Origin of the sequence: Bacteroides sp. BFG-637 (genome assembly GCF_024793605.1) — a bacterium.
Lineage (GTDB): Bacteria > Bacteroidota > Bacteroidia > Bacteroidales > Bacteroidaceae > Bacteroides > Bacteroides vicugnae.
This window is the reverse complement of sequence record NZ_JANUPD010000002.1, coordinates 4033077-4058175: the sequence shown is the minus strand read 5'-3', so window position 1 is coordinate 4058175 and position 25099 is coordinate 4033077. Positions and strand designations below refer to the sequence as shown.

General features: G+C 41.6%; 18 protein-coding genes and 4 pseudogenes. 5 read left to right on the top strand and 17 right to left on the bottom strand.

Translation table 11 applies throughout. The features are described 5' to 3' along the window. Window position 1: 1 nt before the first annotated feature. The 8 genes and pseudogenes from NXX38_RS15615 to NXX38_RS15580 form a co-directional block, all read right to left on the bottom strand. Window positions 2–884, bottom strand: a pseudogene (locus NXX38_RS15615) (sugar phosphate isomerase/epimerase family protein). Window positions 885–890: 6 nt separating this feature from the next. After that, on the bottom strand, window positions 891–2855 hold the full coding sequence (locus NXX38_RS15610) for a PQQ-binding-like beta-propeller repeat protein (protein WP_258980104.1): 1965 nt from the start codon (window positions 2853–2855) through the stop codon (window positions 891–893). A 27-nt stretch (window positions 2856–2882) separates the two neighbouring features. Beyond that, complete coding sequence (locus NXX38_RS15605; protein WP_258980102.1) at window positions 2883–4274, bottom strand: RagB/SusD family nutrient uptake outer membrane protein; 1392 nt, start codon at window positions 4272–4274, stop codon at window positions 2883–2885. Between the two features lie 22 nt (window positions 4275–4296). Then, window positions 4297–7740: a TonB-dependent receptor gene (locus NXX38_RS15600; RefSeq protein WP_258980100.1), complete on the bottom strand. Its 3444-nt coding sequence runs from the start codon at window positions 7738–7740 to the stop codon at window positions 4297–4299. A 208-nt stretch (window positions 7741–7948) separates the two neighbouring features. Continuing rightward, window positions 7949–8938: a FecR family protein gene (locus tag NXX38_RS15595; protein ID WP_195649034.1), complete on the bottom strand. Its 990-nt coding sequence runs from the start codon at window positions 8936–8938 to the stop codon at window positions 7949–7951. An 86-nt stretch (window positions 8939–9024) separates the two neighbouring features. Next, on the bottom strand, window positions 9025–9627 hold the full coding sequence (locus tag NXX38_RS15590; protein WP_099146403.1) for an RNA polymerase sigma-70 factor: 603 nt from the start codon (window positions 9625–9627) through the stop codon (window positions 9025–9027). Window positions 9628–9777: 150 nt separating this feature from the next. Next, on the bottom strand, window positions 9778–11835 hold the full coding sequence (locus tag NXX38_RS15585; protein WP_234132017.1) for a cytochrome c biogenesis protein CcdA: 2058 nt from the start codon (window positions 11833–11835) through the stop codon (window positions 9778–9780). Window positions 11836–11849: 14 nt separating this feature from the next. Further along, window positions 11850–12149 (bottom strand): Dabb family protein, encoded by a 300-nt coding sequence (locus NXX38_RS15580; RefSeq protein ID WP_004296927.1) that lies wholly within the window; start codon window positions 12147–12149, stop codon window positions 11850–11852. A gap of 108 nt (window positions 12150–12257) precedes the next feature. Between NXX38_RS15580 and udk the strand changes: the two are divergent. Both udk and NXX38_RS15570 read left to right on the top strand, forming a co-directional pair. Further along, a pseudogene (gene udk, locus NXX38_RS15575) lies at window positions 12258–12870 on the top strand (uridine kinase). 24 nt (window positions 12871–12894) lie between these two features. Further along, a complete protein-coding gene (locus NXX38_RS15570; RefSeq protein ID WP_074637414.1) occupies window positions 12895–14286 on the top strand; it encodes a transglycosylase SLT domain-containing protein in 1392 nt (463 codons plus the stop codon). Window positions 14287–14343: 57 nt separating this feature from the next. On the opposite strand, the gene NXX38_RS15565 is transcribed toward NXX38_RS15570, so the two are convergent. The 9 genes and pseudogenes from NXX38_RS15565 to NXX38_RS15525 all read right to left on the bottom strand — a co-directional run bounded on the left by NXX38_RS15565 (window position 14344) and on the right by NXX38_RS15525 (window position 22720). Continuing rightward, complete coding sequence (locus tag NXX38_RS15565; protein ID WP_258980094.1) at window positions 14344–15906, bottom strand: sodium:solute symporter; 1563 nt, start codon at window positions 15904–15906, stop codon at window positions 14344–14346. Beyond that, window positions 15903–16028 (bottom strand): symporter small accessory protein, encoded by a 126-nt coding sequence (locus tag NXX38_RS26940; RefSeq protein WP_004296931.1) that lies wholly within the window; start codon window positions 16026–16028, stop codon window positions 15903–15905. Before NXX38_RS26940 ends, NXX38_RS15565 begins: the two co-directional genes overlap by 4 nt. Before the next feature lie 71 nt (window positions 16029–16099). Beyond that, window positions 16100–16699: a nitroreductase family protein gene (locus NXX38_RS15555; protein ID WP_195649031.1), complete on the bottom strand. Its 600-nt coding sequence runs from the start codon at window positions 16697–16699 to the stop codon at window positions 16100–16102. 11 nt (window positions 16700–16710) lie between these two features. After that, window positions 16711–19458, bottom strand: coding sequence for a methionine synthase (metH, locus tag NXX38_RS15550; protein WP_195649030.1), 2748 nt, complete (start codon window positions 19456–19458; stop codon window positions 16711–16713). 89 nt (window positions 19459–19547) lie between these two features. Next, window positions 19548–20000: an SsrA-binding protein gene (smpB, locus tag NXX38_RS15545; RefSeq protein ID WP_117937536.1), complete on the bottom strand. Its 453-nt coding sequence runs from the start codon at window positions 19998–20000 to the stop codon at window positions 19548–19550. Window positions 20001–20009: 9 nt separating this feature from the next. Then, on the bottom strand, window positions 20010–20555 hold the full coding sequence (locus NXX38_RS15540; RefSeq protein WP_148366102.1) for a Yip1 family protein: 546 nt from the start codon (window positions 20553–20555) through the stop codon (window positions 20010–20012). 32 nt (window positions 20556–20587) lie between these two features. Next, a complete protein-coding gene (locus tag NXX38_RS15535) occupies window positions 20588–21346 on the bottom strand; it encodes a hypothetical protein (RefSeq protein WP_148366100.1) in 759 nt (252 codons plus the stop codon). An 82-nt stretch (window positions 21347–21428) separates the two neighbouring features. After that, a pseudogene (locus NXX38_RS15530) lies at window positions 21429–21930 on the bottom strand (DMP19 family protein). A gap of 385 nt (window positions 21931–22315) precedes the next feature. After that, window positions 22316–22720 (bottom strand): HsmA family protein, encoded by a 405-nt coding sequence (locus NXX38_RS15525; RefSeq protein WP_148366097.1) that lies wholly within the window; start codon window positions 22718–22720, stop codon window positions 22316–22318. Between the two features lie 239 nt (window positions 22721–22959). Here NXX38_RS15525 and NXX38_RS15520 point away from each other — a divergent pair, with 239 nt between their 5' ends. The 3 genes and pseudogenes from NXX38_RS15520 to NXX38_RS15510 all read left to right on the top strand — a co-directional run. Continuing rightward, window positions 22960–23661 carry an iron-sulfur cluster assembly scaffold protein gene (locus NXX38_RS15520; RefSeq protein WP_004296942.1) on the top strand — a complete coding sequence of 234 codons (702 nt, stop codon included), beginning with the start codon at window positions 22960–22962 and terminating at the stop codon, window positions 23659–23661. 19 nt (window positions 23662–23680) lie between these two features. Continuing rightward, on the top strand, window positions 23681–24691 hold the full coding sequence (locus NXX38_RS15515; protein WP_005677721.1) for a GGGtGRT protein: 1011 nt from the start codon (window positions 23681–23683) through the stop codon (window positions 24689–24691). 111 nt (window positions 24692–24802) lie between these two features. After that, window positions 24803–25006 (top strand): annotated as a pseudogene (locus tag NXX38_RS15510) (hypothetical protein); the annotation flags it as partial. Window positions 25007–25099: the final 93 nt, after the last annotated feature.

Below are 25099 nucleotides of genomic sequence, written 5' to 3'. Positions count from 1 at the left end.
CTTATTTCTGATTTTTATAGTCATTAATTATTTTATTGAAAGTCTCAACCACCCGTTCCGGTGTCGGACGCGTGTTGCCGTTTTCATGGTCTTTGGTAGCTTCCATACATGAAAACCCCTTCATAGCCGATTCCTTCGAGTGCATGCATTAACTTTCCCCATTGAATGTCACCTTGTGTAGGAAGCCAGTGACACTCGTTGACAAAGTCAAAGTCCGAGGCATGTATAGTACCTATACGTTCACCAACAGTTTCTACAAAATGCTCTGTCGTCCCTTTAGTATAATGATTGGTATCAAAACAAACCTTCACACCCGGAATATCTTTGATTATCTCCAAAAGCTCTTCAGGAGTATTACCCAAACAAGTTCTCGGCAGATTTTCGATGCACAACTGTGCTCCTATTTGATCCGCATATTTTTTCAGATAAGCGATAGACCTGGAAGCGTTAGCTATTCTTTGTGCCCGAATACTGTCAGCGATAGGTTCGGAACTAGGATGCAACACTAAACACTTCGGCTGAAATTGAGCGCACTGTCCAATCATCTCCGCCATAAAATCTACATTTTCTTTCCTTTTCTTTTCATCCAGCACCGATATGTCCAACGTGCGTGAGAAAGGAAGATGTATAGACCAGACCTTGATACCGGCACTATCAATTTTTGCTTTCATATCCCGGATACGAGGGATGACTTCACCTGCCGGAACTCCTCTATAACACTGGTTAAATGCTACTTCCACATACTCCACCCCCACAGACCGGGCTTGAGAAAAGTCTGTGGAAGCAGGTACTTTCCACAAAGCTGTAGTCGTACCTACTTTATATTTCTGTGCATATAAACCCATTGTCATCGCCATAAATAAGATAAAAACAGAAACTCTCATTATCGCTTACTTTTGACGGTTTGTACCTTGAATATCACCACCACGAATACTCCATGAGTCTGTTGCTAATGTCTTATTGACAGCAAAAGCCTTTACTGAACCGATATTATTAGATCCGATTGTTCCGCAATAAAGCCGTTTGTCCGGACCGATGGTAACAGCTGCCATGACCTGTTGCCCCACAGTCTCTTCAAAAACAATGTTGCCATTAGTAATATCGAGTCCCAGCACTTTGTTATTCGATTGGGTACCTACATAAAGAATACCATCCGTACTCAAAGCACCTCCACTGTAATTCAAATTATTACCCACATTTTTCTCCCAGATTTTAGATCCGGCGGCATTTACTGCATGAACAGTCTGCGATCCTTTTTCCGTAAAATAGACATTGCCATTTTTATCAGCAATCGGGAAATAAGCATCCCCTTTCGTAGTCGGATACGTCCATTTCTTTGTCCCGTTTGTCATATCAACAGCAACAAGTCCGCCCCCTTTCAAAGTCGCATAAAGCACCTGCTCCTTCAAAGCAAACGTAGCCTGTTCCGTCACATTTACTTCTTCCAATTTCCATATCTGATCCTTATTCGGTTTAAAAGCATAAATAGCAGCACTTGTACCTGCATAAACATTTCCGGCTTTATCGATAGCCACAGCACTACCAGTTGCTCCGTCAAGTGATTGTTGCCATTTAATAGCACCACTGGATGCATCCAACGCATACAGCGTACTCTTATTGGTGAGACAGTAAAGAATACCATCGACCGACAATGCAGGAAAAGCTCCTATCGCAGCATCCAATTTTACTGCCCACTTTTGAGTTCCATTCGGATTAATAGCATATACATTATTAATAGCGGCATTTCTTACACACTGATAGATTGTACCATCAGGAGCCACCAACGCACCTCCACCATAGGTTATCTGACTGATAGCAAACACCCACTTAAATTCACCGCTCACTACATCAATAGCAAACAAATGACCTGCAGGAGTAGATGTCGGGATATACATTGTTTTTCCATCCGGAGAGAACACCGGATTGGAGGTCTTTACATATCCGGTAAGCCCACCGAAGTTCAAATCGACAGAATTCCATTTATAATTGCCGACCGTGACAGTCAGACTGCCCGACTCGGTGGTATTATTAACATAAGTCACCGTTACGGCCACTGTATAAGTACCGGTAGTAGCAAAAGCATGTACCGGATTGTTTTCTCCTGATGTCGTACCATCACCAAAATCCCAACTTACCGATTTCACTTCACCAGTCATGAAATACATATCGTTATAAGCAAAGGTAGAAGGTTCCCACACAACCAGTTCCGTACTAGCAAGAATAGGATAGATCAACCCAGGAGTAGCAGAAGTTTCCACCGCAATAGAATTGCCTGTAGGATAAACACAGACTACATTGAATGTATATTCCTGATCGTTAGTCAAACCATCAACGATGTATTCCTCCAATGAAGTATCATCCAGATTGATAATCTGATTACCGGGATTCACGGTAACCTGATAGCGAGTGAAACGTTCACTTGCAGGTTTCGTCCATCTCAAACGCACTCTTTCATTGCCGGCTGCTGCCGTCAGATCAGAAATCGGATATCTTGCATTCTTCGGTGTACAGGCAGCAGTAGTTTTACTGGCCAATCCTCCTGCATAACGAGGTTGCACAGAAAAAGTGTAAGCAACATCATTCACCAGATTATTGATAGTGGCAGTCATTGTTTTTGCATCCACAGTCATCTCGCCTCCTTCCGCTTCTGATGATCCGGAAGTCCAAAGAATCAAATATTCATTCGGACGGGCATTCTCGTATGCTTCCCAGGAAAGAGTCACATTCATATCTCCGGCTGTTGCCGTTAGTGACTTCAGTTCATATAAACCGAAACTTGCCTTTGGCAGATCTTCTTCACAAGCAGTAAAGACTACCGTGAAAATAAACAACAAGCTATATAGTATTTTTTTCATCGTTTGATTTCTTTTAGTTTAATCCTATTAATATCCCGTATTCTGCCACAACAGTTCTGTGTTGTTTATTCTTTCCAACTCCGTTTTTGGAATAGGATACAGGAATTGGTAGTCCTGAATAATATGTCCTTCTGCTTTCATAGCCTCCTTAGCACCTCCCATACGTACCAAATCGAACCAACGCTGTCCCTCATAAGGAAACTCCTGTTGACGTTCCAACATAATCGCTTTACGGAAACTATCCTGATCGGGAAGCTCTGTTATCTGAAGCGGAGACAATCCGGCACGGGTATGTACGGCATTCAAAGCAACCATAGCTTCTGAATTCTGCAAATTACTATAACTGATTTCATTCAAAGCTTCGGCGTACATCAACAACACATCGGCATAACGGAGAATAATCTGGTCATTACCGACCGTATTATAGGTCGCACTTTTGACATCTTTAAATTTATTCATCACGCATACTTTATCTTCCACCTTTACATAGGTAATCAGATCTTTGCGCTTATCTCCCTCTTTGTAACACTCTTTCAGAGACTTTGTCTGATTGGTATCATCAGTCAGGTTAATAATAGAGAACCAATATCCATGTCCTTCTCCTTCGACATCTTTATTAAAGCGAACAGCAAAAATAATCTCATCATTCATTTTATTGTTCACGTCAAACACCTGTTCGGGGGTAGTCATTAAAGAATACCGACCCACTAGTTGGGATAGCACATTGCGGGCTTCCGTCCATTTATGGAAAGTCAGGTAAATCTTGCCGAGCAACGCCATTGCAGCACCGGAAGTCACACGTCCCATATCGGCACTTGTATAAGAAGACGGCAACATATTTTCATTAATAACCTGATTCAAATCACCAACAAGAAAATCATAAACCTGTTGATCGGAACTGCGCCCGATTTTAAGAGCTTCTGCCACTGTCACCACCTTATTAGTCATCGGTATCCCTCCCCACAAACGATACATATTAAAATAAGTAAGGGCACGGATGAAAAGAGCTTCGCCTTTATATTGTTTTTTCAGAGTCGCATCGAAGTTGGCCTCATCAATTCTATCTAATACAAGATTGCAACGATAGACTCCATTATTAAAGTTCGCCCAAGCATCTTCCAGAATTCCGTTAGAGGCTTTATCTGCAAACTGATCGATATCATAACGGTCTTGAGTTCCGGCGGTGGGCGCACTCAATGTCAGATTATCACTCCGATATTCACAACACTCTGTAAAATAGGAAACTTGTGTCTGCAATTTGGAATAACATCCTATCACGGCTACATTAAAATCTTCCGCTGTCTTATATACCTTGTCAGTAGGAACACTGCTACTCGGTTCCAAATCAAAGAAACTATCTGTACAAGCAACTGATAAAAAAGCAGTTGACAGGAATAGTATTAGTTTATATTTTTTCATATAACGTGTATTTAAAGGATGATTAAAGTGTTATGTTCAGCCCAAACAAGAATGTTTTAGCCAATGGATAAGTTCCATAATCCTCACCCGGTGAAAGAGAATTACTCGGACGTGCATTTACTTCCGGATTATATCCGCTATAGCCAGTCGAAGTCCACAAGTTTTGTCCTGAAACGTAAACTCTCAATTTTTCCACGAAAAAGCGTTGAGTCAGGTTCTTCGGCAAGGTATATCCTAGCGTCACATTCTGCAATCGCAGATAAGAACCATCTTCCAGATGCCAAGTTGAAGTACGGCCATTATACCCCTTTGACTTACGATTGGCACGGTTCACCTGACCGTTTCCCGGATCTTCCAGACTTTTCCAACGGTTCAAGGCTATAGTGGTGCCATTGGTATTACCTTCCAGATTATCAATGTAACGACGATTCAGATTCAAAATCTCATTACCATATACTCCTTGAAAATTAAAATCAAGGTCAAATCCCTTAAACCAGACTTTACCACCAAACCCATAAGTAAAATCGGGCATATAGTTACCTACGATCGTACGGTCTTTATCCAAGTCCATCACTCCATCCCCATCGACATCCACAAAGCGGAAATCTCCCGGCTGGGTATTGCTAAAATGAGGATACTTCTTTAATTCTTCTTCATTGGAGAAAATTCCATCCTGCACCAACAGATAATAACATCCGATAGGTTCACCGACTTTCGTTATGTAATAAGCATGATCTACGCTACCGGTAGATATGATAGGAGCATTACCCGGACCGAGTGCCTTCACTTCGTTCGTATTAGTGGCATAATTGGCATTGAATGAATAACCGAAATCTTTAGTTATATTCTTCTGCGAGGTCAAGGCAACTTCCCATCCCCTATTATTCACTTTACCGATATTCATCAATGCAGTGCTATATCCGGTCAGGTGGGGAACCGGTACATTCAATAACATATTAGAGGTATTGGTATTATAATAATCCACAGTCAGTCCCAGCAATCCTTTGAACATCTGTAAATCGATGCCCACATTCACCATCGCATTCTTTTCCCAACTCAAATCTTCATTCTTTATGGTACTTGGCTTGTAACCATTCACTAATTGTCCGTTTCCTGTACCAAGCACATAATTATCCAAAGCCATCAGAGACAAATGATCATAATTGCCAATCTGGAAGTTACCGGTCACTCCATAACTCGCTCTTAACTTCAAATCATCAACAAACGACAGATACCTAGCCTTCGTAAAGAAGTCTTCTCCGCTTATTCTCCACGCCAAAGAAGCTGAAGGAAAATATCCCCACCGATTGTTCTTTCCAAAACGGGAAGAACCGTCTGCACGAATAGCTGCCGAAGCCATATATTTACCTTTATAACTGTACTGCATACGTGCCAGATAAGAAGCAATCGTCCATTGGGTTTTATCAGATGCACCTTTCGTCACCGTACCTCCGGAAATTGTTTGTATATAGTCGTTCGGGAAATCGGTTGCCGTCACATTATCTCCTTTATATGTCTCTTTTTGAGCCGACTGTACTAAGACCACATTGATAAAATGAGCATCCTTAATCGTTGTGTTATAATTGATTTTATTCTCCACCAACCAGTTGAAATAAAAACCTGATGAACTGTAGGCTGTCGGATTTGACTTTACATCATAATACTTCTGTCCCAATAAAGGAAGTTCCGAAGAACGATATTGGTCATTATGCGAACCGTAATAATCGCCACCAAAAGAAATGTTATAGGTAAGCCCTTTATACAATTCCAATTCAGCAAAAACTTTTCCGACAATCGCCATACGGTCTACGACATCCGATTGTAAGTTTGCCATAGCTACCGGGTTCAATACGGCATTATGCTGATAGTCATTTCCAATTCTCCAATAGCCGTTTCCCTGATAATTATAGCTGCCATCCGCATTATACACCGGCCATACCGGAGGCATCATCAATGCCGATTGCACAATACCATTAGATCCGGAAGCATCTACCCGATTGGAAGTAGAATAGGAAGGCGAGAAATTCAGACCGAATTTCAGTCTTTTATATTTCCCGTCCAAATTCATACGCATACTATATTTCTTAAAGTCGGAATTAATTATAATACCCTCTTTATCATAATAGTTGGCAGAAATGAAATAGCCGACTGTTTTTCCTCTGCCGGAAATAGAAACATTGTGGCTGGTAGTAGCAGCAGTACGAAAAATAGCATCTTGCCAATCCGTATCCGTCAACCCCTTATCACCATTCAGATAGGGAAAGAGTTCGGTAGGAATACGTTCCCATGAGTTCGGGCGCATTCCGTTCGGGTCATCCGGTGACCCTCCGGGATTAGCATCCAGATAAGCGTTGTCATGACCATCCTTTGCAAATTCGGCAAACTGATATGCATTCATCATTGAAAGTTTCTTCGAAACACTCTGGATGCCATAATATCCATCATACTGCACTTTCATCTTTTCCGACTGTCCCTGCTTGGTCGTGATAATAATGACACCGTTGGAACCGCGACTACCATAAATAGCTGCCGACGAAGCATCTTTCAAAACTTCCACAGATTCGACATCATTATTATTCAGATTGGCAAATCCACGTTCTACCGGCACGCCATCAATAATATAAAGAGGATCACTACCGGCATTAACCGTACTGATACCACGAACACGGATACTTACACTTCCCTCCGGATCACCACTTGGCTGTGTAACCTGTACCCCCGGCATCTTACCCGCCAACGCCTGACGAAAGTCTGAAGCAGAAACGTCCGCAATTTGTTCAGCTTTCACGGAAGAAATAGAAGTAGAGACGTCTCTTTTCCTCTGAACTCCATATCCCACCACTACTACCTCATCAATCATCTTACTATCTTCTACCAACGTGATTTTCGCCGTATTTTTATCCTTTGCAGAGATATTTACCGTTTTATATCCAATATAAGAGATGGTCAATGTTGCAGACTCCGGTACATTCATGATTGAGTAACGTCCGTCGATATCGGTAATCGTACCACTACCCTCTCCCTTAATCTGCACACTGGCACCAATCACCGGTTCTCCTTTATCATCTGCAACAATACCTTGTATAGTACGTGTACGTTGAACAGTTTCTTCTTTCTTAAGCGGCTGTTTGCTAACAGCAATTGTATGATCGGTCCTATTGAAATAAAGCTTGGCCTGGGAAGTAATTTCTCCCAGAATCTGTTTTAATGAAGCATTTTTAATGTCGAAAGAAACTCTCGGAGCCTTGTTCACCGTCTCCTGATCATAGAGAAACTTAAAATTAGTCTGTTTGCTGATTTTATTGAAAACACTCTCTACCGGCTCGTTTTGCACACGAAGCGTAATATCATGCTCTTTCAATGTCTGAGCAGCAGCCGGAGCTATTAAAATGAAGGTGAATAGTAAAAAAGCTAAAAACGAACAGCTATTTTTACTTATCCCTTTACAAATAAGAAGATTATTCATAAATTTGTGCGTTTTAGTAATTGACTAAAGTTATTAAAAACAAGCAATGCGCGATACGTTATTCATTTGGGTCGAAGCTTATGAATATCCGTCCGGATTGCGGATAGAGGCATTCCTTTGGAGTGCTTCTATCATTTTGGGGAGGTTCATGAAGGAGCTGTTTTCATCTATTATTTTTTAAAAGGTTAAACATTATCTATTATTCATCTCATTCTTTATAAAGAAGCACATGGATGCCCTCTTTCTTATATTTGATATCACCGCTGATAAATTCAATGGATTTAAGTACCGCTTCCAAACTCTTGTTATCATGTTCGCCGGTAATCAAGTTGTTGAAATCCTGACCGGAAGCAAAAGTAATCCGGCAATTATATACCCGTTCCAGTTCCTTTGCCACGTCGCGGATAGGTGTACTGTAAAAACGTAACCCGCCTTTCATCCAGACAGCCACTCCCCTATCCTCCGTTTTCTTACTATATTCTCCGGAAACAGTATTGATAAGCACCTGTTCTTTAGCAGTCAGCCTCATCATCGCTTCCGGTAAATCAACCTGTACCTTACCACTCTCCACACTCACAGACACTATTTCATCTGTTGAATAGGATTTTACATCAAACCGGGTACCTAACACCTGAACATCCAGTCGCTTCGTCCTCACAATAAATGGCATCTTTTCATTGCGGGCAACACGGAAATATCCCTCACCTTCAAGTTCCACTTCACGGAGATCTCCAACAAAACGATCCGGATAACGCACTTGCGAACAAGAGTTCAGAACCAAAAGAGTTCCGTCCGGCAAAGTCACTTGTCTTTTCTCACCAAAGGAAGTGGTGATTTCAGCCAGTGTGACCTGTTGTGCATTCATATACCGGAAAAAGTTGACACTCCCTATGATAATGGCTATTACAGCCGCTGTACTGACTGCCACCACAGAAGCCCGGCGGAACCATGTACGTTTTTTGTGTTCAATACGCTTCAGCAATTGGCGTGCTTCTCTCTTATATTTCTCCCGCTCCAAATCATTACCAGGTTGCAGATTCCCGGATTCTTCCCAAACCTCTGCTGCCAGTTCGTCCAATATATCTTGGTTTTCTGAATCCTTAATACTTTGCAATAACTGTGAAGCATCTTCCCGGGTATAAAGATCATCCAAGTAGCGATGCAATTTATCTTTTTCTGTCTTAGTATCTTTCATCATATATTCAAAATAAGGATATTAATTTCCTTCCCTTTGTATAAGTAATACACAAAAGTAAGAAAGAGCTAGGGTATGATTAACATTTATTATAAATTCAAGCACAATAGAATCAAAAGTACATCGGCTGATGTACTTGAATATTTAGTCAAATAGGAACGAATCACTTTTAGAGAAAGAGAAATATGTTCTTGCACCGTATGAACAGAAACACCCAATGCTTCGGCTATTTCTTTATGAGACATCTGAAGTTCACGGCTCATTTTGAATACCTCACGCTGGCGGGGCGTTAATTGCTCCAACGCACGGGCAATAATCTCTTTCAAATCATTGAGCAGAACATGATTATTCGTTTCGTTCGTTGAATCAATCGCTTGAGAAAGAATCTGTTCTTTCAGCTGATCTTCATTAGCCATGTCCCGCAATTGATTCAAAATACGATTACGCACAATAGTATAAAGATAGGAAGAGAAAGAGGCTTCGGGATTGATGAAACGACGAGTTTGCCAGACTACTGTAAATGCATCCTGGAAAATATCTTCCGCAAATTCACGCGACTTGACGAATTTCAGAGCAAAGTAGAGCAAACGATTCTTATAAGCGGCATAAAGTTCGCAAAAGGCCTCTTCATCTCCGTCTATCAGGCGAAGAACTAATTCCCGATCATCTATAAGAGTGTCTGTTGCGTACATATTTTCTTTATTTTGGGCACAAAGGTATTGTTATGATGTTACAAACGTATGTATTTTTTCTGAAATAAAAAAATAAAAGCGGTCTCACCGTTTCGATGAGACCGCTTTTATTTATCCATTATTCAAGACCAGACATTATCAGAGCAATCGTTATTTCCCTTTCTTATAATTCTCCAATCCGGTCTGTAAGAATTCAATATACTTAGGAATATCTTCGTTATAAGCATACGACTTATTCAACGGTTTACCCTGATTGTCCAGCAATACATAGAAAGGCTGGGCATTAGCTCCGAATTTCACACGTTGCAGATAGCTCCATTTATCGCCTACAGTACGCAAGGTACGTTCTGTACCGTTTTCGATAATCTTCACGGGTTCGGTCAACGGAGTTTTATTATCTACATAAAGTGTAATCAATACGTAGTCGTTATTAATCAAATCACTCACTTTCGGGTCAGTCCATACCGCTGCCTCCATCTTACGGCAGTTTACGCAACCATATCCGGTAAAGTCGAGCATAACCGGTTTTCCATTCAGACGGGCATATTCCATTCCTAAATCATAGTCATCGAATTTCGCGTGTACATCATTCTTATGCAGATTGAAATCTTGCGTCTGCATAGGCGGAGCAAATGCAGATACGGCTTTCAATGGCGCTCCCCACAAACCGGGAACCATATATACGGCAAATGCTAAAGAGATTAACGCCATAAAGAAGCGGGTGACTCCCACCTTATTATCATCGTCATCGTGCGGGAATTTGATCTTGCCCAACAGGTAGAATCCAAGCAAAGCAAAGATGACAATCCATAAAGCCAGGAATGTTTCGCGGTCAAGCAATCTCCAACCATAAGCCAAATCAGCAACTGACAAGAATTTAAGTGCAAATGCCAATTCGAGGAAACCCAGCGTAACCTTGATAACATTCATCCATCCGCCGGACTTCGGCATCGATTTCAGCCAAGACGGGAACAGGGCGAAGAGTGTGAACGGCAACGCCAAAGCAATGGCAAATCCTAACATACCGATTGCCGGAGCAACTACGCTTCCTGTCGTAGATACCTGTACCAGCAGGAACCCGATAATCGGACCTGTACAAGAGAAAGATACCAACGAAAGCGTGAAAGCCATCAGGAAAATACTTAGCAATCCGGTCGTAGATTCAGCCTTGCTATCTACCGCATTTCCCCACTTCGACGGCAGCCTGATTTCAAACGCTCCAAAGAATGAAGCAGCAAAAATCACCAGCATCAGGAAGAAGAGAATGTTGAAAATAGCATTGGTAGATAAAGCGTTTAATGCACTGGCTCCGAAAATCAAAGTAATAGCCAAGCCCAATGCCACATAAATCACTACGATAGATGCACCGTATGTCCACGCATCACGAATTCCTTTCTTTTTGTCTTTACTACGTTTTAAGAAGAAACTGACTGTCATCGGAATAATCGGCCATACACAAGGGGTAAACAATGCCAATAATCCACCCAGAAAACCTGTAATGAATATATATATCCAGGACATGTCTTCCTGGCCATGCTCTTCTCCTAAGGCTTGTAAATCACTGATTACCGGTTTCCAAAGATCACCCGATGCAACAGCAGGCTGAATATCCGTAGCAGCTTCGGTTGTAGTTGCAGACACCAGCTCCATCATCGCAGAAGAATCCTTCGCAGCAGCAGGAACGGGTTCTTCTTTTTGCTTATCCGCTATCTTTTGCTCCGGTTGCTCTGTTTTCGTTGCAGCGGCATTTCCGGCTTTTGCTACTCCGGAATACTTGAACGGCACTTGAGTAGGAGGCAGACAACTCTCGTCATCACAAGCTCCGTATTCCAGATAACCTTCGATTGCGTAAGCTCCACCCGTAAATTTTACTTTCTGCACAAACTTTGCTGTGTTCTCGAAATAACGTACCTTCATTTCGAACAATTTATCGAAAGTAGATACTTCTTTGCCTACAGGCTTCAGCTTGCCAACAAGCTCGACACCCGACTTATTATCAACATTGAATGTTGCGGAAATAGGACCGCCATCTCCCAGATCGGTAGAATAAACATGCCAACCTTTATCTATGGTAGCTGTAAACACCACCTCTGCCTCCGTATCGGAGAGAGGTGTCAACTCTGTTTTAAACTTTACCGGATCTTTGATCTGCGCTTGCAATGCATATACAGCAAAGCTTAAAAGCAGGAAAGAGATTATTTTTCTCATCTTTATCTTGGGGTTTATAATTCATAGTCTACGCACGCACGGCTTTCCTTCGTTTCAGCCAGAATCTTTCCGGCAGCCACGTGGTCGGGATGTGTTGCGTAGAATTTAACATCTTCTAGTGTATCAAACTCACTGTAAAGCGCAATATTCCATGTTTCACCAGGATTCATATTCAATCCGACCTCTACTTTGCGAATTACAGAAATTTTAGCAGGAAGAGCTTCTATCGCTTCCTTGAATTTAGTCATGACTTCCAGTTTCTCTTCAGCAGGAACTTCGTCTTTTAACTTAAATAATACAATGTGTTTTACCATTACGTTGTTATTTTAATGAATTGTTTCTATATTTGTCTTGTTAATGTGTTTACCACATTAATAGTAATGCAAAAATACTCTATTTGGTTCAAATATACACTTAAAGAGATGTTAATTATAGGAATAGCAGGCGGAACGGGTTCCGGAAAGACCACCGTCGTACGGAAAATTATAGGAAAGCCTCCCCGCAGGAGAGGTAGTACTCTTACCACAGGATTCATACTACAAAGACAGTAGTCATATCCCGGTTGAAGAACGCCAGAATATCAATTTTGACCATCCGGATGCTTTTGAATGGAGTCTGCTTTCCAAGCATGTCATGATGCTGAAAGAAGGAAAGAGTATTGAACAGCCCACTTATTCTTATCTCACATGTACGCGTCAGCCCGAAACGATTCATATCGAACCTCGTGAAGTGGTTATCATTGAAGGAATCCTTGCCTTATGTGATAAAAAGCTGCGCAATATGATGGACCTCAAAATATTTGTTGATGCCGATCCCGACGAACGCCTGATACGTGTCATCCAAAGAGATGTCATTGAGCGCGGACGTACTGCCGAAGCTGTAATGGAACGTTATACACGGGTTTTAAAACCTATGCACCTGCAATTTATCGAACCTTGCAAACGATATGCCGACCTTATTGTACCCGAAGGAGGCAGTAATAAGGTAGCTATTGATATACTGACCATGTACATCAAGAAGCACCTTAAGAATTAAAAATTGAAAATTAAAAATTAAGAAATGAATGTCAAGACACTGAGTATTCCTTTATTTCTTATTCTATTTTGTTGTATGCTCGGATGCCGGAATAAGCATCATAACAAGATGGATGAGACAGCGCGTGATCTTCCACAAATAAAAGATAGTGGCGAACTCGTTGTATTGACATTATATAGTTCTACTTCCTATTTCATTTACCGGGGACAAGAAATGGGGTTCCAGTATGAACTTAGTGAACAGTTTGCTAAAAGTCTGGGACTAAAACTTAGGATTGAAGTAGCCAACAACGTCGACGAAATGATCCAAAAATTATTGGCAGGCGAAGGAGACATGATTGCCTATAATCTGCCAATCACCAAAGAATGGAAAGACAGTCTTCTTTATTGTGGCGAAGATGTAATTACTCACCAGGTAATTGTTCAGCAAGGGAGAGGAAAACAGAAGCCGTTGGAAGATGTAACCGAACTGGTCGGAAAAGATATATACGTAAAACCGGGGAAATATTATGACCGTCTCGTCAATCTGAACAGTGAATTAGGAGGAGGTATCCAGATTCATGAAGTCACCAATGACAGTATCACTATTGAGGACTTGATTACGCAAGTAGCGCAAGGAAAAATTCCGTATACGGTGGCCGACAATGATTTAGCCAAACTTAACAAGACCTACTATCCCAATTTAAATATCGATCTGTCCATCAGTTTCGATCAACGGTCTTCATGGGCGGTACGAAAAGACAGTCCCGAACTGGCAGCCGCCGCTACCCAATGGCATCAGGAAAACATGACTTCTCCTGCTTACACAGCCAGTATGAAACGTTATTTTGAGAATAGTAAAATGATGCCGCACTCTCCTATCCTCTCCTTAAAAGAAGGAAAGATATCCCATTATGACCATTTATTCAAAAAGTATTCCAAAGATATCGGATGGGATTGGCGTATGCTTGCATCATTAGCGTATACAGAATCCAATTTCGATACCACAGCTGTATCTTGGGCAGGCGCCAAAGGACTCATGCAGTTGATGCCTGCCACTGCACGTGCAATGGGAGTACCTCCCGGCAAAGAGCAGAATCCGGAGGAAAGTGTGAAAGCAGCTATCAAATATATTACCGCCACCGACCGGAGTTTCAGCATGATTCCCGACAAACAGGAGCGGCTCAACTTTATCCTGGCATCTTATAATGCCGGTTTGGGACATATATATGATGCAATGGCACTAGCCGAAAAATACGGGAAGAACAAATTAGTATGGAAAGATAATGTAGAAAACTTCATCTTGCTTAAAAGCAATCAAGAATACTTCAACGATCCTGTCTGCAAAAACGGATATTTCCGTGGCATCGAGACTTACAATTTCGTTCGAGATATTATGTCGCGCTACGAATCCTACAAAAAGAAAATAAAAGCTTGAAATAAGTATTAAGTATTAAGCCATGCGGATAAACGTATCAGAAGCTACGGCTAATACTTAATACCTAAACTTAATACTTATTTTACTCATCAGACTGATTACGACAATAGCCAATACAGATAATGGTAAGGCAAATAATATCGGGTCAATCACAGGGAAAGGATAAGTGGTAATCAACACATCCCGTCCGAATAACGCTTTACAGATACCCAATGATGCAGATTCTTTCTGATGAAGAAACACAAGAGCAAACAGACTGCCGATTGTTCCCACCCAAAGACTTGCCATGACGCCTTGTTTAGTAGCTTTCTTCCAATATAAAGCACAGAAATAAGCCGGAAGAAAAGCGGCTGCACAAATTCCCATAAAGATAGAAGTTCCGCGGGCTATAATATCATGAGGCAACATATAACAAATAATATAGCTGACCAGGATAGAGAACAATACGCCCAGACGGATCACATTGGTAAGTTTATTCCGTGAACGGGGTTTATAAGTTCCGTAAATATCAGAACCTACCGAAGCCCCCATCGTATGGAACTGCGAACTTAGCGTAGACATACTGGCTGAAAGGATGCACAACATAAAGAGTGCGGCAAACCAGTCGGGCATCGCTTTATTAATAAAATATGGAATTATCTTATCAATATCCTGCACAACTTCGGTAGCAACCGCTCCTTCTGTTTTCAGGAAGAAAAGATTACTCAACGCTCCGGCATGATAGATAGCTCCTACTGTTATAATCAGAAAGAAACAACCGATAAATACACCACGATTCAACTGCTTGCTACTCTCCACGGTCATAAAGCGAACCACCAACTGCGGCTGTGCAAGACAGCCGATTCCTACTCCTAAAATGAGAGAAGTTACCAGCGAATACCATTGTGGAGAACCTGTGATAGGCATTGTAGTCCATCCTTGATGTCCCAGCGCTTTAAACTTTTCCGGAACTAGCGGAGCAATGGCAGTCAATTCTTTATTAGCTTCGGTAAAACCCATGCCGAGCACCTGATATAGAGAGAATAACAGAAACAGCATACAAGCAAACATAATAACGCCCTGCAAAGCATCCGTATACATTACCCCTTTCATTCCCCCCGCTATAACATAAGCAGCAATGACCAATGTAAATATCAACAAAGAGATATTGAAATCAATCTGGAAAATCTGTTCGATGAATACGGCTCCACCTTTCATTACAACCGCTGCATAAAGCGGCATTCCGATGAAAATAACAGCAGCAATAAATACCTGTATATTACGGGAGCGGAAATGACGGCCTAGTAATTGAGGGAAAGTACTCACATTCAGCTTCACCCCCATACGCCGGGTGCGCAAACCGAAAAAGATAAAAGCTATAACCACCCCTACGAACATATTGAGGAAACAGAGCCACTGAATACCCATTCCAAAAGCAGCCGCCACTCCTCCAAAACCTACAATAGCAGATGCGGAAATAAACGTAGCACCATAAGAAAGTGCCATTACGATAGGATTCATCTGACGTCCGCCTACCAAATAGTCACTGCTATTCGTCGTTTTCTTATATCCCAAAAAGCCGAGGTAGGCCAGTGACAGCAGATAAGCTACCACAATTAGTCCAAGAGTAAATGTATTCATCGGGTTTCGTCTTTTTCGTCGTCCTTATTCCAATATTTCAGCCCAAACCAAGCAGCAAAAATCACACATACCACCGAAAGTAGGTAAGGCAGAATAATAAAAGGGTCGTCTATTCCAAACATTTGCGTATCAGATTTTAATCAATTTGGACGCAAATGTAAGGAAATTATTGAAAAGACAAAACTTTTGTTTACTAATACTGATTATAATGTATCTTTTTCTCGTCAAATTTCTGTTTCGGGTTCTCTTTTGTAGCCGGATAGCCAAAAGGGATGACACAAAGTGGAAGAATATTATCGGGCAGGTTAGTATATTTACGCACTACTTGCATACGGTCTTCGTAAGGATAGGCCGCTGTCCATACAGCACCCAATCCCAGACTTTCAGCAGCCAGCAAAATATTCTGTGCTGCTGCGGAGCAATCTAAATACCAATATGACGAGCGTACAGAATCTCCACAAACGATGATGGCGTTACGGGCTTGCGTCAGCATTTTGGCATAAGGAAGTGCTGCTGCCATTGAATCCAGTTTGGCACGATCGGATACTACTACGAACTCCCATGGACGGATATCCCTACCCGTAGGAGCAGCCATTCCGGCACGAAGCATCAAGTCGATTTTCTCTTTCTCTACTCCTTTATTCAGATAAGCACGCACACTTTTGCGTTCGAAAATATTATCCAAAACAGCATTTCCGGTTCCGGATGTTCCTTTTTCTTCTTTTGCAGAAGAACAGGAGGTCATAACAGTGATTACTACAATCAGATATAAGAAAGAGAAAATCTTTTTCATTGTGACAATGTTTAAAACAGGTTCAACTTATTTTTCTGTGCTTCTTCCAGCGAAACAGTTTCACGCTTCATCAGCCCACTCTTTTCACGAAGTGCTTGATATTCAGCCTCCAATTCATTCACCAGTTCGGCTTTTGCCTGCGGGTTGAGCAATTTGGAAGCAACGCCTGCATTTTGGGAAGCATCTTTCAGGTGTACTACCGGAGCATGATAGACAGGGGCAATCTTTAATGCTGTATGCATCTTCGATGTAGTGGCACCACCAATCAGAAGAGGAATATCCAACCCCGCTTTTTCGAGTTCAGCAGCTACGTGAGCCATTTCTTCCAGAGATGGAGTAATCAGTCCACTCAACCCGATCATATCGACCTTTTCTTCGATAGCCCGCTGGACAATGGTTTCTGCGGGAACCATTACTCCTAAATCCACAATATCATAACCATTGCAGGCCATCACTACAGCTACAATGTTTTTTCCGATATCGTGCACATCTCCTTTCACCGTTGCCAGTAACACTTTACCTGCCGAAGCACTTCCTGCTACTTTTTCCGATTCAATAATCGGCTGCAAGATAGCTACAGCTTTCTTCATGGTACGGGCAGTCTTTACAACTTGGGGAAGAAACATTTTGCCGGCACCAAACAGTTCACCAACATGGTTCATTCCATCCATCAGCGGTCCTTCAATTACATCGACTGCTTTATCGTAAAGAGGCAAAGCTTCTGCCAAGTCCTGTTCCAGAAAATCTCCGATTCCTTTCATCAAGGCATACTTCAAACGTTCCTGAACAGTTCCTTCTCTCCATGCGTCTTGCTTGACAGCCGGCTGTCCGGCAGTTTCGCTCATGTTTGCTTTCAGAGATTCTGCTAGTTCTATCAAACGTTCAGCTGCATCCGGACGACGGTTTAAGACAACATCTTCTATCTTTTCCAAGACATCAGCCGGAATATCAGTGTACAATACGGAAGTTCCCGGATTCACAATCCCCATGTCCATTCCTTGCTGGATGGCATGATAAAGGAACACTGCATGCATGGCCTCACGAATATAATTGTTACCACGGAAAGAGAAAGAAAGGTTGCTGACTCCTCCGCTGATATGTGCACCGGGGAGATTTTTCTTTATCCAAGCGGTAGCTTCAATAAAATCTACAGCATAGTTATTATGTTCTTCAATCCCCGTAGCTACGGCAAGCACATTGGGGTCAAAAATAATATCGTGAGGATTAAAACCGATTTTATCAACCAAAAGACGGTAAGCCCGTTGGCATACTTCGATTTTACGGGCGGCTGTATCTGCCTGTCCTTTCTCGTCGAACGCCATAACTACAGCAGCGGCTCCATATTGCCGGATGATTCGGGCATGTTCAAGGAAAACTTCCTCTCCCTCTTTCAAAGAAATAGAGTTGACGATTGACTTACCCTGAAGACACTTCAGTCCGGCTTCAATAACTTCCCATTTGGAAGAATCGATCATAATCGGAACACGGGCTATTTCGGGTTCGGACATGATAAGATTCAGGAAAGTAGTCATCTCTGTCTTTGCCTCCAACAATCCATCGTCCATATTGACGTCAATCACTAAAGCACCGTCCTCCACTTGTTGGCGGGCGATAGAAAGGGCTTCATCATATTTCTTTTCATTGATGAGACGAAGGAACTTGCGCGAACCGGCTACGTTGCAACGTTCGCCGACATTCACAAAGTTTATTTCCGGCTTCACTTCCAGCAGTTCAAGTCCGGAGAGCCACATACAATCCGGCGCAGAGGCAGGAACGTGTGGTTCAGCTCCTTCTATAAGGGCGGGATATTCAGCAATATAAGCATCTGTCGTACCACAACAGCCACCAATAATATTGACTAACCCTTCTTCAATATATTCTCTCACTTCGTGAGCCATATCCGCAGGTGTCTGGTCATACTTACCCAGACTATTCGGTAATCCGGCATTCGGATAGGCACTAATATAATAAGGTGCACGGGATGCCAGCTGTTCCAGGAATGGTTTTAGCTGCCGGGCACCGAATGAACAGTTCAAACCGACAGAAAAGATATTGGCATGTTGCACAGAAGCCAGAAATGCATCCAATGTTTGTCCGGACAATGTTCGTCCGCCAATATCAGACACTGTTACAGATAACATGATCGGCACTTCCACACCTGTCACTTTCATGGCTTGTTCGGCAGCAAAAATTGCAGCTTTGGCATTTAGGGTATCAAAGATTGTCTCTATCAGAATGGCGTCTACCCCACCTTCGAGCATTGCTTCCATTTGTTGCTGATAGGATGCAGCCAGTTCGTCGTAACTCAAAGCACGATAAGCCGGGTTGTTTACGTCCGGGCTCATTGAGCAGGTTTTGTTGGTAGGTCCTACGGAACCGGCCACAAAACGTGGTTTATCGGGATTCTTGGCTGTATACTCGTCAGCAAGGTCACGTGCTAGTTTTACGGCTGCAAGATTCATCTCGCGCACGTATTCTTCTACGTGATAATCAGCCATAGAAACTGTGGTCGAACTAAATGTATTGGTCTCGATGATATCCGCACCCGCTTCCAGGTATTTACGATGAATATCCTGAATCACGTCGGGACGTGTCAGACACAATAAGTCATTATTCCCTTTCAGCTGTCCGGAAATATGCGCAAAGCGTTCACCACGAAAATCTTCTTCCTTGAGATTATATTGTTGAATCATTGTACCCATTGCCCCATCCAGAATAAGGATGCGCTCGGATACGATCTGAGAAATTGTCTTTTTCATTACCCTATCACATTAATACCTAATTACCACTCTGCCAACATCTGCCAGACTTCTCGTAGTCCGGCGTTTTATCTTATAGCGCTTTTTACTTACCGCTTAAACATTCTTGCCATATCTCTACGGTCGTCTTTCTCCTTAATAGATTCCCGTTTATCATACTCTTTCTTACCTTTCGCCAAAGCTATGACCAGTTTCGCCAAACCTTTCTCATTGATAAACAAGCGTACAGGGACAATCGTAAAACCGGGATTTTTCATCTCCCGCTGAAGTTTTTCCAATTCTTTTTTACTAAGCAACAACTTCCTCTCTCTACGTGCCGTATGATTATTGTACGATCCATAGAAATATTCGGCGATGTGCATATTCTTCACCCACAATTCGCCTTTCGTAAAATAGCAAAACGTATCTACCAGACTGGCTTTTCCCAAACGAATGGATTTTATTTCCGTACCGGTCAACACAATACCTGCTGTGTAGGTATCTATCAGCTCGTAATCAAACGTAGCCCGTTTATTCTTTATATTTACAGAAGGTTGTTTCATCTTCACTCATTAATTAAGTATGGCCGTCAGTCTATTAAATACAATCTGTATCACCGCCGGACATAGTATTAACAATACAGACGACAAAAGGGTGTATTTTAATCGTTGTTTTTCTTCTACTCCCATCAATACAGGAACTCCCTCCCATACCACATAGACGATGTAGAACTGCAGCAACCAAGCAATAATTCTAAAATCAGGTAATAGTCCGGTTACTATCTGAAGCAGGAAAGGCACAACTAATGCATATCCTGCAAACTGTTGTGTCAATGGCATATTGCTATGCATACCAAACATTCTTGTTCCCATTTCATTCATGGCATAAGCCGCCAGAAAATAGCCACCGAACAGGGCTACAGCTACAGCACAACAGTTAGTCATAGCTATCTGGAAACTTTGCGGGCCACCCCATCCATTCGTCAATAGTGAACCGACGAACACGGACAGACCGCATAAACCAATCATAGGATAGACAAAAGTCATATAGACTTTTCGCCTATCCTCTTCCATAGAAATTTCCTCCCAAGCCTTGGCCGGAGAGGAAATCAATTTCATTGCGATGTTAAATAGTTCTTTGTAGTTCAATGTTATTCTGTAAATGCGTAATCATATTCAACCGAAGTTTCTCCATTCCCTTCTTTCAATTCATCCTTTGAATTATTGGTTTGAGCAGTCAGTTCCAAATATTTCGGTAATTTACCTGTTTTTTCTTTAAATGCAGCAAGAGCAGCCCTTATTGAATAAGCTCTATAAGCATATGTAAAATTTGAACGAGTTACCGTCTCACCTGCATCCTCAACAACATGGCTGATATACAGTTTTAACTTAGTGTCAGAAGCTGTCATTGCAGTAGGATCATAGGAAAGAACAAATGAATGTTTCTTTACCTCTGAATCTTCAACACTAGAATTTGTAACTTTCACCCAATATGGCATTGTCAAAACAATCGTATTTTTATCATAGTAAACCAAACTTGACTGTTGTTTATCCAATGAATAAAGAGGATTAGTAGGGTCTGCTTTTATTGTAGTCAAACTTTCATTACTTTTAGGGTCAATACAAAGTGGAGTAGATAACAGAGTGACTGATATGCTGTTACTATTTGCTGTCACCTGTGATTGGTCATATTGGCATGAAATTATATACATAGTCCCATCCAAGAAGCCCAATTCTGTAGTTGGAACCAACTTCGTAGTTGCATCTCCCATTAAAAACGATCCATAATTATACTTAACAGGAACAGTCATCGTAACATTGTGGTTATCGTCTCCATTCATACATGAAGTAACCGACATCCCCATAACCACAGCCATCAAAGCCACCAAGAAAAATTTCATCTGTTTCATAAACATATTTTTTAGATTTTGCAAAGATATAAATTCTAATTCATAATTAATAAATGCAAGGACTTAAAAAATACTGCATCCATTACTTTATTATTTTTGCAAAAAGCTCTAAGTGATCATCCACATAACTCGCAATCAATGCTGTAACTTGTTCTTCCATTTCCAAATAAGTCTCTTCAAGTTCATCGAAAGCTTCATATTGCTCATACATAGCCATAAATTCATCATCTGTCCGTTCCTTCTCCAAGTCTTTCCGGTTGGCATCAAAGATTTTCTTAGCCTTATAGACTAATTTAGAGAATTCTTCTGCCCCCCCATAAACGCATCACTTTCGCAAACGGATTATCAAAGATATATCCACCATAGCCGTTCTGAATTAATTGGCAAAAACCGCCAACCATTATTTCATCACGAAAAATCTGATATGCCAGCAAAGAATGTTGCTCACCAGTGAGCAAAGGCATCGTATCAGCAGTCAATTCACCACCAATCACCTCCTTATATTTATCAGTAAACACTTGGATGAATTCATCCATTCCTTCACCCGCTGCCTTTTGCAATGCAGATTCTACAACTTCGATCATAATCTTTCTTATAAATTATGTGGCAAAGCTACGAATTTTATTCTACATCTGATGATAATCCTTGCACAATCTTACCTATCTTAACTTCATTATCCACTCTTCACGTCTTTCACAAGACGCATATCAACTCATTTACAGGTGCTTCCGGTGAACTAATCAAATAAAATACGGTATTCACACCATTCACACCTTCACAATATATGCATTTCACAGTCTCATTATATAGCGAAAATGGCTATATAACATCGGCCGACTATAGTCGACCATATAGTCAATTCCAGTCATCCGATCAGACAACAGGAGTTGTCCAGCTAGCCAACAATAGACGGCCGACAGGGATATTGCTAGTTTATTTATGAATATATGCCCCTATTCAGGCAGCTTATCATGCATGTAAATGCATCCCCAGATACACACCTATTAAATAAGGTATGAGCCAAATGCACCAAACCACAATACTGAAACGATTAAAATGCTTTTTAGCTTTAGGTGATCCCTTTACATAAGTCCATATTGCCCACGAAGCATGCACAAACATTAGAAGAATAGCAATAGTTCCCGTCACCGTATGAATTTCGTCATGTAGATGAGTCAGTTCGGCGATGTGCTCCATCAGGCTTGTGCCAACCGTATCGGCAAGCAAACCGAGAAGGAAGAAAATGATATGCCAAAACTTCAATTTCTTTTGAATACGTTCGCCCCAAACACCTATCGTATAAAAAATAAGCGCAGATGAAATAACGCAAATTGCCCCTATTAAATAATGTATATCTACTTGATTCAGTTCCATAAATTTTCGTTTTCTAATAACAACAAAGCAAAGAATAGATAGTTCTCCCAGCTTCAATCTTTCACAAATGCAATCCCGACTTTACAAACGAAGAAAAAAACGGAAACAGATTTGTCTCTTTTCACAAAAAAGTAATAAAAGGCGATTTGCAGAAACAAATAAATCGACTACCTTTGTGGGCGATTTAGAGAATCGTGACTACGTATTTTTAATTATATCACTTAAAAAAAGAGCTAATTATGACTTATTCACACGAAGTGGAACACATGTGTGTTGTAAAGAAGGGTCCTAACCATGGACCGGCTCCCATACCCGAAGAAGGCAAATGGGTAAAATCTAAAGAAATCGTTGATATTTCTGGTTTGACACACGGTATCGGTTGGTGCGCTCCTCAACAAGGTGCTTGTAAACTGACACTGAACGTTAAAGAAGGTATCATCCAGGAAGCCTTGATCGAGACAATCGGTTGCTCTGGTATGACTCACTCAGCTGCTATGGCTTCTGAAATCCTTCCGGGTAAAACAGTTCTTGAAGCATTAAACACTGACCTTGTTTGCGACGCTATCAATACTGCAATGCGCGAACTTTTCTTGCAAATCGTATACGGACGTACTCAATCAGCTTTCTCTGAAGGTGGTTTGATTATCGGTGCAGGTTTGGAAGACTTGGGTAAAGGTCTGCGTAGCCAGGTAGGTACTCTTTATGGTACTTTGGCTAAAGGTCCTCGTTACCTTGAAATGGCAGAAGGTTATATCAAACAAATCTTCTTGGACAAGAACGACGAAATCTGCGGATACGAATTCGTACACATGGGTAAGTTCATGGACGAAATCAAGAAAGGTACTGATGCTAACGAAGCTTTGAAGAAAGTTACAGGTACTTATGGACGCGTAACAGCAGAACAGGGAGCAGTTAAATCTATTGATCCACGTCACGAATAATATAAGGAGGAAAGAAACTATGATTAGAGAAGTAAAATTCGAAAGCCAAGACCGTCGTATCAAAGGTATCATTGAAGCCTTGAACGCTAACGGCATCAAAGACATCGAAGAAGCTAACGCTATCTGCGAAGCTGCCGGACTTGATCCTTATAAAACGTGTGAAGAAACTCAGCCTATCTGCTTTGAAAATGCAAAATGGGCTTATGTAGTAGGTACTGCTATCGCTCTTAAGAAGAACTGCACAAACGCTGCTGAAGCTGCTGAAGCTATCGGTATCGGTTTGCAAGCATTCTGTATCCCGGGTTCTGTAGCTGACGACCGTAAGGTTGGTATCGGTCATGGTAACCTGGCTGCTATGTTGCTGCGCGAAGAAACTAAATGTTTCGCTTTCCTGGCAGGTCACGAATCTTTCGCTGCTGCTGAAGGTGCTATCAAAATCGCTGCAAAAGCAGACAAAGTACGTAAAGAACCGTTGCGTTGCATCCTGAACGGTCTTGGAAAAGACGCTGCTCAGATCATCTCTCGTATCAACGGCTTTACTTATGTTCAGACTCAATTCGATTACTTCACAGGTGAACTGAAAGTTGTTCGCGAAATCGCTTACTCTGACGGTCCTCGTGCAAAAGTAAAATGTTATGGTGCTGACGACGTTCGTGAAGGTGTAGCTATCATGTGGAAAGAAGGTGTAGACGTATCTATCACAGGTAACTCTACTAACCCGACCCGTTTCCAACACCCAGTTGCAGGAACTTACAAGAAAGAACGTGTTCTTGCTGGCAAACCTTATTTCTCTGTTGCTTCTGGTGGTGGTACAGGTCGTACTCTTCACCCGGATAACATGGCTGCCGGTCCTGCTTCTTATGGTATGACTGACACGATGGGCCGTATGCACTCAGACGCTCAGTTCGCTGGTTCTTCATCAGTTCCTGCTCACGTAGAAATGATGGGATTCCTGGGAATTGGTAACAACCCGATGGTAGGTTGTACAGTAGCTTGTGCGGTTGATGTAGCTCAGGCTTTAAGCAAGTAATTCAGATTACTTTATATAGATAAACTCCTGTAGTCCTTGCGATTGCAGGAGTTTTTTTGTAGTAACTTGTAATAGATGGCAGTTACAAACACTTCATTCCAGACATTATTTAAGGCTACAGAAGATGAAATAGCTGAATATATGGAAGCACTTGGTTTTGAAATGGACTATATAGATGAATTCCATAATGAACAATACAAAATCTTTGACGCTGTCCCTAACAATGTATTATATGGTATTGATGGTGACTTATATTTCATTGATACGCAAATAAGATTAAGAACATTTAAGAAATCAGCACTATACTCATTATAAGAATTAAGATCAAAGGTAGCCTTTCCGTTATTTACAACCACATTCCCTTTTGAATAGGTATACATCTCCATTCATCAACAGATATAACTTAAT

Excerpts from the sequence above, each read along its gene's own strand:
- NXX38_RS15610 (WP_258980104.1), bottom strand. The coding sequence starts at position 2,855 with ATGAAAAAAATACTATATAGCTTGTTGTTTATTTTCACGGTAGTCTTT.
- NXX38_RS15605 (WP_258980102.1), bottom strand. The coding sequence starts at position 4,274 with ATGAAAAAATATAAACTAATACTATTCCTGTCAACTGCTTTTTTATCA.
- NXX38_RS15600 (WP_258980100.1), bottom strand. The coding sequence starts at position 7,740 with ATGAATAATCTTCTTATTTGTAAAGGGATAAGTAAAAATAGCTGTTCG.
- NXX38_RS15595 (WP_195649034.1), bottom strand. The coding sequence starts at position 8,938 with ATGATGAAAGATACTAAGACAGAAAAAGATAAATTGCATCGCTACTTG.
- NXX38_RS15590 (WP_099146403.1), bottom strand. The coding sequence starts at position 9,627 with ATGTACGCAACAGACACTCTTATAGATGATCGGGAATTAGTTCTTCGC.
- NXX38_RS15585 (WP_234132017.1), bottom strand. The coding sequence starts at position 11,835 with ATGAGAAAAATAATCTCTTTCCTGCTTTTAAGCTTTGCTGTATATGCA.
- NXX38_RS15580 (WP_004296927.1), bottom strand. The coding sequence starts at position 12,149 with ATGGTAAAACACATTGTATTATTTAAGTTAAAAGACGAAGTTCCTGCT.
- NXX38_RS15570 (WP_074637414.1), top strand. The coding sequence starts at position 12,895 with ATGAATGTCAAGACACTGAGTATTCCTTTATTTCTTATTCTATTTTGT.
- NXX38_RS15565 (WP_258980094.1), bottom strand. The coding sequence starts at position 15,906 with ATGAATACATTTACTCTTGGACTAATTGTGGTAGCTTATCTGCTGTCA.
- NXX38_RS26940 (WP_004296931.1), bottom strand. The coding sequence starts at position 16,028 with ATGTTTGGAATAGACGACCCTTTTATTATTCTGCCTTACCTACTTTCG.
- NXX38_RS15555 (WP_195649031.1), bottom strand. The coding sequence starts at position 16,699 with ATGAAAAAGATTTTCTCTTTCTTATATCTGATTGTAGTAATCACTGTT.
- metH (WP_195649030.1), bottom strand. The coding sequence starts at position 19,458 with ATGAAAAAGACAATTTCTCAGATCGTATCCGAGCGCATCCTTATTCTG.
- smpB (WP_117937536.1), bottom strand. The coding sequence starts at position 20,000 with ATGAAACAACCTTCTGTAAATATAAAGAATAAACGGGCTACGTTTGAT.
- NXX38_RS15540 (WP_148366102.1), bottom strand. The coding sequence starts at position 20,555 with ATGAAATTGATTTCCTCTCCGGCCAAGGCTTGGGAGGAAATTTCTATG.
- NXX38_RS15535 (WP_148366100.1), bottom strand. The coding sequence starts at position 21,346 with ATGAAACAGATGAAATTTTTCTTGGTGGCTTTGATGGCTGTGGTTATG.
- NXX38_RS15525 (WP_148366097.1), bottom strand. The coding sequence starts at position 22,720 with ATGGAACTGAATCAAGTAGATATACATTATTTAATAGGGGCAATTTGC.
- NXX38_RS15520 (WP_004296942.1), top strand. The coding sequence starts at position 22,960 with ATGACTTATTCACACGAAGTGGAACACATGTGTGTTGTAAAGAAGGGT.
- NXX38_RS15515 (WP_005677721.1), top strand. The coding sequence starts at position 23,681 with ATGATTAGAGAAGTAAAATTCGAAAGCCAAGACCGTCGTATCAAAGGT.